The sequence below is a fragment of the Streptomyces sp. NPDC055140 genome (assembly GCF_053607285.1).
The window spans coordinates 64,028-75,564 of record NZ_JBSGTG010000025.1 but is presented as its reverse complement, the minus strand read 5'-3'; the positions used below and the strand labels follow the sequence as shown (position 1 = coordinate 75,564).

Genomic DNA, 11,537 nt, shown 5'->3' with positions numbered 1-11,537 from the left:
CATTGAGCAGGATTGGGGTTTGCTCCCGGTCCGAGGATCACAATTTCGGGGTGGTTTCCGATCTTGATCGCATCCCGCCCATGCTGGGACGATGCCGCATCGTCCCCACCCGGAGGCCCATGGTGAACATCGACCTGTCCTACGAATTGCAACCAGGCGAGCTCAGGCGTGCCCTCCTCGGGATGGCCCGGCGAAGGCGCATCATCCTGTGGGCCGTCACCACCGTGCTTCTCGTCCTCGGCCTCACCGCCCTGACGCTGGGGGACGGTGACCACGGCCCGAATTCCCCCGGCTCCCTTTGCGTAGGCGTCGGGGTGGCGTACGTCCTGCTGCTGACGCTCGGCACAAGGATGCGCGTCAAGAAGCAAGCCGCTCGCTTGTGCAAGCCCACGCAACTTCTTCTCACCGTGCATCAGTTCACGATCGAAACGGACCTTGAGCGTGGTGAATTCAAGTGGGCTGCCATCATCAAGATCCGCGAGACGCGCGAAGCCTTCCTGCTTCACTGGTCAGCGCGACTTGCCATCGTGATACCCAAGCGCGCGTTCGACCCCGAGCAGCTGACGGAGTTCTCGGCCTTCGTCGCCGGTTCGGGTGCGATGCCCCCCAACGACGCTCCAGTTGCCGGGACCGTGTCTCAGTAGTCGACAGCCCGCCTGCGTTGGCCCAGGTTCTACTAGCGGACGCGAGGCTACCGACTCCGCCGAGAACCAGCGTTCGGCGTCGACGGCATGGGCGTAGACCTGCCGCCGAACTGGACCGCCGGGAGAAGCGCATGGCCAGGCCGCAAGCGGCCCGCACGCACTTCGAGGCCGAAGCCGCCGACAAGGCGCACGAGCAGCCGAGGAGATCGAATGCCGCCGCCAGGAGAATATGGGTGCGCTCGGCAGGACTCGGTGCGGGTGGTCCGGCTGAGGTGGCTGGGCGATGGGAGGGCCGGCCGGAGGCTGGGCGGAATTCATCTTGGAGAGTCATGTTCAGCGTAACCTTCGCCCCGGAATCGATGCGGGGAATGACCGATAAACAGCGTGAGAAGTTGGAGCGTGCCAGTGAAATGGACCTGCGCTACGAGTACTTCTGGGCGAATATCCAACTGGCCGCAGGTGGCCTCGGGGTCGAGGAGTTCCCGGGAACTCCGGTGCTCGACTTCATGTTCTGCCTCCTGCTTTCCTCGCAGGAAATCAGAGAGGGAAACGCTGGAAGCGTCGCCTTCACGGAGAGTGACGTGGTGATTGTTCTCGCGCCCAGTGGTGAAACCCTGACCATCTCGAGGTCTTGGGACCCGGTGGCGGGGAACTGCACAATTGCAGAGTTCCTGGCCGGCGTCTCCAGGTTCTCCGGCGAGACGTTGGAGTACATCGCTCGCAGGTACCCGGCCTTCCAGGAGCACCCCACACACCGAAAGTTGATGGACATGCTGGAACAACTTGGGTGAACAGCCCGGATCGGCGGACGACATGCTGAGGGTCGAAGAGTTGGAGGCTGCGCTTCCGGCGATCACGTCGTGGCGTGTGACGGCGGGACGTAGCGTGGACTGGGCTGTCCTTGAGGCCGCTCTCGGAACGGCGCTGCCCTCGGACTTCCGCTCTTTGGCGGATGCGTACCCGGTACTGGTCGTCGACGACTTCCTTATGGTGTCTTCTCCGACCCCCGGCGCCGAGGCGTCATGGGCATCCGAGGACGAGATCCTTGAGGATCTGTACGAGATGGGCGACACCCAGGGCTATGTTCCCTTCCCGCAGCCGGGAGGCCTGATCTCCTGGGCGGCGTCCTATTCGAGGGACTCCTTCTACTGGAAGACGAGCCCTGCGGACCCGGACGCATGGCCGGTGGTCGTCCGCACGGACAACGCCGACTGGATCGAGTTCCCGGTCGGCGCCGTCGAGTTCCTGGTCGGCGTGTACGGGCGCACCATCGACGTGCCGGGCATGCCCAGGGACTTCCCCAGCGACTTCCCGAAGGTACTGGGCCTGAGCGACCGTATCGACTGATCGGCAACTGATCAGCAGGCACATGTGAACAGCGATCGCCCCCAGGCTTCCTGGGGGCGATCGTCATTCAGCAGGGTGGGGCTTGACCCCAGCTTGTGGACATCTCTTGAGCCGTGCGGAAGCCCCAGCGGGGGTTCTCGGTGCCGAGCCTAATGATCAGGTCGCGAATCTCTTCCGGCAGGGGCGGGCGTCCCGGGGAGGGTGGGTGTGTCCACTTCTTTCTCGCCAGCCGCTGGTGCCGGGACAACAGGGTGGCCGGGGTGACGAGCCGGTGCCGGTGCCGGCGCAGGGCTCGGGGGAGCGGTTGGGTCAGGGCGGCGAGCAGCGCCCGGTCCGACCAGGTGGGCTTGGGTGCGGTGACCTGTCGACGGAGAACCGCGAGCCCGTGGCGCGGGATCAGTATCTGGGCGTTCTTGGCCGCGGAGGATCGGGACAGCAGGACGAGCCACGCGAAGATCCGCATGGTGGTCAGGTAGGAAAGTCGTACCAGCACGAGCACCGATCACACCGGACAGGTGGTGTGCCTCGCGCATTCCGCCGAGGTCAGGGCCGGTGAACCCATCCGCCAGGTGCATTGACTCCCACGCCTTATTCATCGCATGATGAATAAGGGCTCGGCTCGGCATCACAGGACGATCGCCGACAGCCACCACCCCAAGGTAGGAAGGCAAGCCATGCCACTCGTTCTCGACTTCAGCTCCATCGACGCCACGATGCCGGCCGCCGTCGGGGGCAAGGCCGCCAACCTCGGCGAGCTGACGCGGGCCGGGCTGCCCGTGCCGCAGGGCTTCTGCGTGACCACGGACGCGTACCGGATGATCTCCGGCACAGACGGCCTCGCGGACGTGAGGCCCGACAAGGCGCGGCAGCGAATCCTCGAGGCAGCCGTCCCGCCGGAGCTGAGGGGCGCGATCCTAGCCGCGTACGCGGAACTCGGTGACGACGTCCCCGTCGCGGTGCGCTCCAGTGCCACCGCCGAAGACCTGCCGTTCGCGAGCTTCGCCGGGCAGCAGGACACGTACCTGAATGTCGTCGGCGCCGACGCCGTCATCGACGCCGTACGTCACTGCTGGGCATCGCTGTGGACCGACCGCGCGGTGAGCTATCGCGAGACCAACGGCATCGACCACGGCTCCGTCCAGCTGGCCGTCGCCGTACAGCGGATGGTCCCATCGGCGGTGGCCGGCGTGATGTTCACCGCGAACCCCGTCACCGGCAAGCGCGATCAAGTGGTCATCGACGCGAGTCCCGGGCTCGGTGAGGCCGTCGTCTCCGGGGCGGTCAATCCGGACCACTTCATCGTCGACGGCGGCGAGATCGTCGAACGACGCCTGGGTGACAAGCGGTTCCTCATCTGCCCACTGGACGGTGGCGGCACGGAGAAGGTCGACATCGGCGAGAACGACGCGCCCTGCCTCACGGACAGCCAGATCCTCGAACTCGCCGAACTCGGCGGCACGGTGCAGGCGCACTACGGCAGCCCACAGGACACCGAGTGGGCGATCGACGGGCAGGGCGAACTGCACCTCACCCAGTCCCGACCCGTGACGACGCTGTTTCCGGTGCCAGAGCCTTCCGGCTCCGACGGCTTTCACGTCTACTTCTGCTTCAGCCTCGCACAGGGGCTCGAGCGGCCGATCACCCCGGCCGGGCGCGCAGCGTTCCGGGAGATCGCCGGAGCCGCCAGCGAGATCATCATCGGCAACCCGGCGTCGAACGGCTACACCGAAGCGGCGGGCCGCGTCTTCCTCGACGTCACCAACGTCCTGCGCAGCAGGACGGGAAGGGCCTTCTTCCCGCGCCTGCTCGACGTGATGGAGGCCCGTTCGGCGCAGGTGCTGCGCGGCCTGTACGACGACCCGCGCCTGAGTCTGACACAGACGTCGCCGTGGCCCGCGGTCAAGCGGGTGGCGCGCCTCGCCCGCAGATTCCACGCTCCCGCCATCGCGATGCGTGCACTCGTCAACCCCGAGGCGGCGGTACGGCGCGCACGGACGACGGAGACGGAACTCCTGGCGGCCGCCCAGAACAAGTCCATCGAGGAGGCGCTGCGCGACTGCGTCGTCCCGGTGCTTCCCACAGTTGCTCCGACCGCCCTGGTGGGCTTCGCGATGCTGGCGCTCACCAGCAAGCTCGTCCGGACGGAACCCGGCGAACTGCAGACGATTCTGCGCAGCCTGCCGAACAACGTCACCACTGAGATGGACCTCGACCTGTGGCACCTGGCGCGTGGGGTCCGCCAACAGGCCGACACCGTACGGGAGTTCCAGGAGTGCGATGTCGAGGAGCTGGTCGACAGATACCGCGACGGCGAGCTGCCCGAGACCGCGCAGGACGGCATCCACGCCTTCCTCGACCAGTGGGGTCACCGCGCCGTGGCCGAGATCGACCTCGGCCTGCCGCGCTGGTCCGACGACCCCACGTACGTCATCGGCGTCGTCCGCAACTACCTGCGCCTCGACGACCAACAGGCCCACCCGGACGCGGTGTTCGCGCGCGGAGCGTCCGAGGCCGAGGCGATGATCGACCGGCTCGCACGGCGGGCGAAGGGGCGCGGCCGCCTGGTCCGGTTCGCGTTGCACCGCGCCCGGACGCTGGCCGGCCTGCGCGAATACCCGAAGTACCTGGCGATCACGCTCTTCGGGGCCCTCCGCGAGCGCATCGCCGAACGGGGAACGGAGCTGCACGCGCAGGGACGCGTCGACGCCGCGCAGGACGTCTTCTTCCTGGACTTCGAAGAGATGCGTTCGACGCACGGCGACCTGCGCCGGAAGGTTGCCACGCGCAAAGAGGAGTACGAGCGTGAGATGCGCCGCAAGCACATCCCGCGCGTCCTCCTCTCCGACGGCACGGAACCCGAGGCGCACCACCCGCAAGCCACGCCCCTCGCGCCCGGAGACCTGATCGGCACCCCGGCGTCGGCGGGCGAGATCACCGGCCCCGCGCGCGTGGTGACTGACCCGGTCGGCGCGCGCCTGGAACCGGGCGAGATCCTGGTCGCCCCGTCCACCGACCCGGGCTGGACCCCGCTGTTCCTCACCGCGGGCGGCCTCGTGATGGAGATGGGCGGCGCCAACTCCCACGGCGCGGTCGTGGCCCGCGAGTACGGCATCCCGGCGGTGGTCGGCGTACGTGACGCGGTCGCGCGGATCGAGACCGGTGACGTCATCACCGTGGACGGGAGCACGGGGGCGGTGCGGACGCACCAGGACTGAGCGGCGGTACGGAGCGTTGAGGCCGGCTCGGTCCCGTGACCGAGGTCAAGCCTGACGCAGTCGGCCGCCCGGAGCAGACCCACCGCCCGCACAAGGATGTCGACGAGCATGTCGGCCTGCTCCCGGTCGCGGCTGACGTGTTCCAGCGTGATGCCCTCCGGGGTCCCAGTAGTAATCGCCGAAAAACAACGGACATCCCTGGCCTGCGCTGATGCGGCCTGGGGATGGTCGGCTTTGTCGCGCAGATGGGCAACGGTCATGACCCGGCCCCGGGGAACAACGGAACAGCCATTGGCGCCAAGGGATTGATCTTGCTGGCTACTCAGCCTCGGCGGACTGGAGGCCCTGGTCCTGGTGCAGCATGTCCTCGGCGATGACGGGCGGCCGGCCGGCGTGCTTGCCCTTGCGGGCCGCCGCGTCGAGTCCTTCGAGGGTCGATTCCCGGATGTTCTCCCGCTTGGTTTCTGCCATCGCCGCGAAGAATGCGAACAGCAGGCTGCCGGGCCCGCTGGGGTTGTACATCCCGGGTAAGGGTCCGGCGAGCATCTCCAGGACCAGGCCGTGGGCGGTGAAGTGGTCGGCGAGCGCGGTGAGTTCGGCGGCGTCGCGGCCGAGGCGCTTCATCTCGTACACGGTGAAGATGACCCGGCAGTGCGGGGCGTGGGCCTTGATCTGGCGGGCCGGCGCGAGCGCGGCCTCGAACTGCGGACGGACGCATACGCGGGTGCTGATCTTCTCGGAGAACACCTTGTCGCGCGGGATGCCGTGCTTGGCGAGCGCGTCCAGCTGCGACTGGAGTTCCTGGGTGAGCGTCGAGCGCCGCGCGTACCCGATGCGGATGTCGGCAGTCGGTGTGTCCGGCGCGAGGGCGAGCGGAACGGGGGTGCCGGGACGCCAGGGCTGGCCGGGGCCGTGGTCGGCCGGGGTAAAGATCGTGCGCCTCGCCTTTCCTGGCGGGTGCTGACAGGCGAATACGGCCACGGGCCGAGGTGGCGTTAGGCGGGCTGCGGGGCGGGCGTTGCCGGAGCGGCCGCGACCTTGCGGGTCTCGCGCATTATCAGCAGGCCGTTGACCACCATCAGTGTCGCGGTCAGGCAGTGGACGCCGAGCGCGGTGGCCACGGAGCCGTGGTGGGCGAGCACGGTGGTCATGTCGCCGTACGCGGCGAGGGCCTCCACCAGCAGCGCCCAGCCCAGCGCCCGGCGGTGGCCCGTCACCAGCAGGATGCCCAGGACCAGGGCCATGACGACGTCGCGGATTCCCTTGATGATCAGGAAGCCGTCGCCGTCGCCGGACGGCCAGCTCGGCAGGCCGAAGCCCGGTGCCGTCGTCTCCGGGCTCAGGATGAACTCCGCCCCGAACCAGAGGATGAAGAGGATGAAGGCGGCGGCCAGGACGGTGTTGATCTTCTTCAGCGGCATTGTTCTTCTCCTTGCGATTCTTCGTCAGCTGGGTGAGCTTCGTGGAGCTTGCTGAGTCGTGTGGGGCCTGATCAGGCCGCGCGACGTGGCTGATCGAGGGGCGTGGTTTGCCGGGATCGCATTTGTGGGATCCGAGCGGCAGATGCATTCCCGAATGTCGGGATTTCGGTGGCCAGTTGCCGCCCGGGGAGTGGGGATTGTGCGCCACCGGCGCGGCGTCGGCCCGCGGGGTCAGTAATCCGATGCCCTGTCGGGCTCACCCCGACGGGGTGAAAGCCGTCGACATACAGGGGGCGAACCAGTGCATGTCGGGGCGGCTTTGGTATCAGGCGAGGGGGGCGACCGGCTGGGCGACAGCGGCGATGATGACGGCGACGCGGACGTAGTGGAAGCGGTCCCAGCGGTTCATGTGCTCCTTCCAGTCGGCGGTCCGATTCTCGGGGGTCCACGTCTTGCTCCGGTTGTTGATCGGGACGAGCAGCAGGATCGACATGATCACGCTGAGGATCAGCAGCGCGCCGGCGGTGACGACGAGGCCGGGATGAACTGGTCGCTGGAGCGCCCGTCACGCCCGTGGACGTGACAGAAGAGCCGCTCTGCCGATCACGCCACGTCCGAGCGCAGCCACGGTGACACGTCGACGGCCAGGACCAGCCGGCCGTCCGGAGAGCGCGGCAGTGGCAGCCCGGCCGGCAGCACACGCAGCCGGTCGACGTCGATGCAGCCCCGGTTGAGATCCCCGTACGGCCCGCCGCGCCCCCGTCGGTGTTCGGGCAGCAGCGTCAGGTCGACCGGTGGCGTCACCGGACCGTCCGCGCACATCACGGCGTCGGTCGCGACTACGAACGCGATCCCGCCACAAGCGAAGACATGATCCGCTGGGCCGCCATCGGCCTCACGACCCGGCGCCGCCCGGGGTGAGGATCTCCATGAGATGTCCGTCGGGGTCATGGAAGTAAGTGCCCCTGCGGCCTATGGGGCGCTTACTGTGATAAATCTGCCCAATCTCTTGGCATGCGGGATCGCCGTAGTGGGTGATTCCACCGTGCTGGATGCGGGCGAGGGCAGCGTCGAACTCCTGCTCGCTGAGCATGAACGCGTAGTGGTGTGGCTCGAAGTCGTCCAGCTGGTCGTAGTCCAGGCTGACCCGGTTGGCGAGCGTGACCGGCGTGAAGTGCGCCACCGGCGGATCGACACTCAGGCCGAGGATTTCAGCCAGGAACTGCGCCGAGGCTTGCGGGTCACGGGCGGGGACGATGGTGTGATTCAGTTCCACGGTCATAGTGACTCCTTTTCAGGGACGGGGCTACGCGTGCTGGGGTGCTCGGCGGCCTCGGCGACCCGGCATGGTGCATGCATGTGTGACTGCCCGGCGGAAGGCAGGGCTTCTCCGGCTGCCCTCCTCCAACTACGACTGCCGTGTCATACGTCGATCTGCTCGAAGATGTGCGGGTACGACACGATGTCGTCGGGGAACTCGGCCGCCATGCGCTGGAACTCCGGGCTGCCGAACGCCGTGGCGAGCGCCTCGGTCGACTCCCAGACAGCGACGTTCATCAGAAGTTGACTGTCCGCCGTTCCCTTGTGCATCTGCAGGGAGACGAATCCCGGTTGAGCCTTCATGAACTCGGCCTGCCTCCGAAAGAGGGCCAGGAACGATTCAGCCCTCTCCTTCGGGACGAAGAAGGTGTTGGCCAGGACGATGGGCCCGGTCTTCTCCTTGAACTGCGCGAACATCGGCGTGTGCGGGTCGAGACTCTGCAGCTTGGCCATTCTCGGCACTTCCTCTCGCCATCGGTCAGTGGGTGTCGCTGGCGCCCGCGTCCTGGGGATACCAGCGGAGTTCGAGGGTGTTGGTGTCCGGGTCCTGGATGTAGATGGAGGTGGCGGTACCGCACTTCGGGCGCACGCTCGAGCGGTTGCGGCTGACGGCCGGGCGGTGAGCCCGCGGGCTCAGGAGAGAGCGGCGGCCAGCAGGGCGAAGGCGGCGATGATGACGGCGACGCGGACGTAGTGGAAGCGGTCCCAGCGGTTCATCTGCTCCTTCCAGTCGGCGGGCCGGTTGTCAGGGGTCCACGTCTTGCTCCGGTTGTTGATCGGGACGAGCAGCAGGATCGACATGATCACGCTGAGGATCAGCAGCGCGCCGGCGGTGACGACGAGGCCGGTGCCGTGGTGGTGCCATCCGGCGATGGCCCAGACCGCGACGAGGACGAGCGAGCCGATGTACCAGACCGGCATCACGGCGCCGAGCATCCGGCCCCCGTGGGCGCGGCCGAGTTGGCCACTGTCCTCAGGGAGTGCGTTGAAGATCCGGTTCATGACGAAGGCGACGGAGAACTCCACCCCCACCATCACGCCGACGACCACGGTGGTGAACACCTCGAGTGCGTTGAGCATGATGACCCCTCCTGGGATCTAGCATTGCTAGCTGATGAGGCAATGCTAGTACTGCTGCCGCTCGATTGTCTAGCGATGCTAGGATCGAATCATGTCGGTACAGGAACGCAAGCAGCGCGAACGGGCGGAGCGCGAGCGCCTCATCTTGGTGACGGCCCGCGAACTCGCCGAGCAGCAGGGCTGGGACGCGGTCACCACCCGCCGGCTCGCCGAGCGCATCGAATACAGCCAGCCCGTCCTCTACAGCCACTTCCGCGGCAAGCGCGAGATCATCGGCGCCGTCGCCCTCGAAGGCGCCGCCGAGATGGCTGTGGCGGTGCGGGCCGCGGCCTCCAGCGCGAACAGCCCGCGCGAGCGGGTCGCCGCCCTCGCCCGCGCCTACCTCGACTTCGCCGCACGCAACCCGGCGGTCTACGACGCCATGTTCCAGCTCGACGGCGGCCTGGCGTTCGCGCAAGAGGACACCCCGGAGCCTCTGAAGGACGCCTTCGCCGCCCTGCTGGAGAGCCTCGGCGAGGTCGCCGGGGACGGCGTTCACCCGGGGCTGTTCACCGAGGTGTTCTGGGCGTCCCTGCACGGCCTGGCGACCCTGACCCGGGCGGGACGGCTGCCGCCGGAGGACATCGAGCCGAGGGTGGAGCTGCTGGTGGACCGGCTCGCCATGGTCTGACATGCGTCATTCGCCGGTGCCCTCGTCGTCCTCGTCGAGGTGGACGGTCACCGGGTCATGCCTACTCGCTGGTGCACCCGGCCGGCCACCCCGCCCCGCGCTCCCTGCCGCTGGTGGACTGGCACGAGAACTGCGGCTCCTACACCCGCCAGTGGTGGGCCGAGCAGGACTGGATTCCGAAGGCGACCGTCCTGACCGAGGACGACGGAGCGGTGCTCTCAATGGTGAGCAGAGGTCTCGGCATGGCGATCATGCCTGCACTCTCGCTGAACGAAGCACCGGACGGCATCGAGATCACCGATCTCGGACCCGAGCGCCCGACCCGTTCCGTGGGCTACATCACCACCCCGGAGCTGGCCTCCAGCGTCTCCGTCCGCGCCCTGATCCGCGGGCTCAGAGCGGCCCGCCAGTGAAGCCGGAGTCGAGTACGAGCGGAGCGGAGAGTGCAGTAAAGGACCGGGCTTGAAGGTAGTGCTCAGTCGTGGTCGTGGTCGTGGTCGTGGTCGTCGTGGTCGTGTTCGTGGTGTGTGCTGGGTGTGCCGCCCATCATGCGGAGCATGTCCCGTCCGCCGGTGTGGAAGAAGCGGAAGAGGAGGGCGGCGGCCAGGGTGAGGAAGGCGATGTTGAGCCAGGTGGTGTAGTTCCAAGTGATGCCTTCCATGGGGACCTTGGCGTCTGCCTGATCGGGGATGAGGCCGAGGCCGCCGAACGAGAACTCCACGATGTAGCCGGCGACGACCGTGGCGAGATAGAAGGTGCCGAGCAGGAAGAGGGTCATTCTTGCGCCGTAGTACTTCCGGTAGATGTTGAGGATGGGCAGGATCAGCAGGTCGGCGAAGATGAACGCGACGACGCCACCGAAGCTGATGCCGCCCTTCCACAGCACCACCGCCAGCGGCACATTTCCGATGGAGCAGACGAACGACGCGATCGCGACGAGCGGGCCGATGATGGGCCCCCACAGTTTGGATGCCAGCGGGTGGCCCTCGAAGAAGAACGTGCGCCAGAACGAGTCCGGCACCCAGGCGGCGATGGCGCCGGCGATGAGCAGGCCGATCACCAGGTCGCGCAGGATCGCGGCCCACTCCATGACGAAGACGTGGCTGGTGGAGGTGAAGCCCTCGCGGGAGAACAGGCGTCGGGCGAAGGACCCTTCGCGCTGAACGGACATGTCCATCGCCGCGTGCCCCTCCATCGAGCCGGCGATTCCGCGGTCGGCCTGCTCGCGGGCCTGACGCAGGAGCTTGTCGCGCAGGAACAGCCGGAACAGGACCGCCAGCACGACGATCATGATGGGGCCGCCGATGAACTCGGCCGCGGTGAATTGCCAGCCCATCAACAGGGCGAGGATGACGCCGAGCTCGACGACGAGGTTGGTGGAGGCGATCTCGAAGGCCATCGCGGCGGTGAAGTTCGCGCCCTTGCGGAAGAGGGAGCGGGCCAGGGCTACGGCGGCGTAGGAACACGAGGAGGAGGCCGCGCCGAGGCCTGCGGCGATGGCGAGGGTGTGGGGGCGGTCGTCGCCCAGCAGCGTGACAACGGTGGCTTTGCGGACGACGGCCTGGACGAGGGCGGACAGCGTGAAGCCGAGGATCAGGGCCCAGGTGATCTCCCAGGTCATGGAACCCGCGATCGACAGTGCGTGCAGTACGGCATGGGTCATCTCTGAAGCCTTCCGGGGCGAGCACGGCATGGGGCCAGCGACACGTCGCACCGGGGGCTGTCGTGTGGCGGGGGCGGCGCTGTGGGGCGCCACTCAGATGGGGGCGCCCCCCCGCCAGGGTCAGCCGACGTTCAGGGTCAGCGCCGCGGTGTGGAGATTTCCGCCGGTCTGGAACTG

General features: G+C 67.7%; 12 protein-coding genes and 3 pseudogenes. 6 read left to right on the top strand and 9 right to left on the bottom strand.

Features of this window, described 5'->3' with window-relative positions; all coding sequences use genetic code 11:
- Nucleotides 1–119 precede the first annotated feature (119 nt).
- The 3 genes from ACWFR4_RS35970 to ACWFR4_RS35960 all read left to right on the top strand — a co-directional run bounded on the left by ACWFR4_RS35970 (nt 120) and on the right by ACWFR4_RS35960 (nt 1,991).
- Entirely contained in the window at nt 120–644 is a 525-nt protein-coding gene (locus ACWFR4_RS35970; RefSeq protein ID WP_453656088.1) for a YcxB family protein, read from the top strand.
- Between the two features lie 131 nt (nt 645–775).
- The gene (locus ACWFR4_RS35965; RefSeq protein ID WP_453656087.1) at nt 776–1,435 is read left to right on the top strand and encodes a hypothetical protein; all 660 of its coding nucleotides are present in this window, start codon (nt 776–778) and stop codon (nt 1,433–1,435) included.
- Nucleotides 1,428–1,991, top strand: coding sequence for an SMI1/KNR4 family protein (locus tag ACWFR4_RS35960; protein ID WP_453656086.1), 564 nt, complete (start codon nt 1,428–1,430; stop codon nt 1,989–1,991). Before ACWFR4_RS35965 ends, ACWFR4_RS35960 begins: the two co-directional genes overlap by 8 nt.
- A 67-nt stretch (nt 1,992–2,058) precedes the next feature.
- On the opposite strand, the gene ACWFR4_RS35955 is transcribed toward ACWFR4_RS35960, so the two are convergent.
- A complete protein-coding gene (locus tag ACWFR4_RS35955) occupies nt 2,059–2,484 on the bottom strand; it encodes an integrase (RefSeq protein WP_453656085.1) in 426 nt (141 codons plus the stop codon).
- Nucleotides 2,485–2,665: 181 nt separating this feature from the next.
- On the opposite strand from ACWFR4_RS35955, the gene ACWFR4_RS35950 reads away from it, so the two are divergent.
- Complete coding sequence (locus ACWFR4_RS35950) at nt 2,666–5,206, top strand: PEP/pyruvate-binding domain-containing protein (protein ID WP_453656084.1); 2,541 nt, start codon at nt 2,666–2,668, stop codon at nt 5,204–5,206.
- A gap of 318 nt (nt 5,207–5,524) precedes the next feature.
- Here the strand turns inward: ACWFR4_RS35950 and ACWFR4_RS35945 are convergent, their stop codons facing one another.
- The 7 genes and pseudogenes from ACWFR4_RS35945 to ACWFR4_RS35915 form a co-directional block, all read right to left on the bottom strand.
- Nucleotides 5,525–6,187, bottom strand: coding sequence for a recombinase family protein (locus ACWFR4_RS35945; RefSeq protein WP_453656083.1), 663 nt, complete (start codon nt 6,185–6,187; stop codon nt 5,525–5,527).
- 14 nt (nt 6,188–6,201) lie between these two features.
- A complete protein-coding gene (locus ACWFR4_RS35940) occupies nt 6,202–6,627 on the bottom strand; it encodes a DUF4267 domain-containing protein (protein WP_453656082.1) in 426 nt (141 codons plus the stop codon).
- A 325-nt stretch (nt 6,628–6,952) separates the two neighbouring features.
- Nucleotides 6,953–7,165 (bottom strand): annotated as a pseudogene (locus ACWFR4_RS35935) (anthrone oxygenase family protein); the annotation flags it as partial.
- Nucleotides 7,165–7,479 (bottom strand): annotated as a pseudogene (locus ACWFR4_RS35930) (transposase); the annotation flags it as partial. The pseudogenes ACWFR4_RS35930 and ACWFR4_RS35935, both read right to left, overlap by 1 nt.
- A 43-nt stretch (nt 7,480–7,522) precedes the next feature.
- A complete protein-coding gene (locus tag ACWFR4_RS35925; RefSeq protein ID WP_453656081.1) occupies nt 7,523–7,909 on the bottom strand; it encodes a VOC family protein in 387 nt (128 codons plus the stop codon).
- A 140-nt stretch (nt 7,910–8,049) separates the two neighbouring features.
- Nucleotides 8,050–8,400: an antibiotic biosynthesis monooxygenase family protein gene (locus tag ACWFR4_RS35920; protein ID WP_453656080.1), complete on the bottom strand. Its 351-nt coding sequence runs from the start codon at nt 8,398–8,400 to the stop codon at nt 8,050–8,052.
- A gap of 180 nt (nt 8,401–8,580) precedes the next feature.
- Entirely contained in the window at nt 8,581–9,027 is a 447-nt protein-coding gene (locus ACWFR4_RS35915; protein ID WP_453456063.1) for an anthrone oxygenase family protein, read from the bottom strand.
- Between the two features lie 91 nt (nt 9,028–9,118).
- Between ACWFR4_RS35915 and ACWFR4_RS35910 the strand changes: the two genes are divergently transcribed.
- Both ACWFR4_RS35910 and ACWFR4_RS35905 read left to right on the top strand, forming a co-directional pair.
- The gene (locus tag ACWFR4_RS35910) at nt 9,119–9,697 is read left to right on the top strand and encodes a TetR/AcrR family transcriptional regulator (RefSeq protein WP_453456060.1); all 579 of its coding nucleotides are present in this window, start codon (nt 9,119–9,121) and stop codon (nt 9,695–9,697) included.
- Between the two features lie 62 nt (nt 9,698–9,759).
- Nucleotides 9,760–10,110 (top strand): annotated as a pseudogene (locus ACWFR4_RS35905) (LysR substrate-binding domain-containing protein); the annotation flags it as partial.
- A gap of 62 nt (nt 10,111–10,172) precedes the next feature.
- On the opposite strand, the gene ACWFR4_RS35900 reads toward ACWFR4_RS35905, so the two are convergent.
- A complete protein-coding gene (locus tag ACWFR4_RS35900) occupies nt 10,173–11,360 on the bottom strand; it encodes a permease (protein WP_453656079.1) in 1,188 nt (395 codons plus the stop codon).
- Nucleotides 11,361–11,537: the final 177 nt, after the last annotated feature.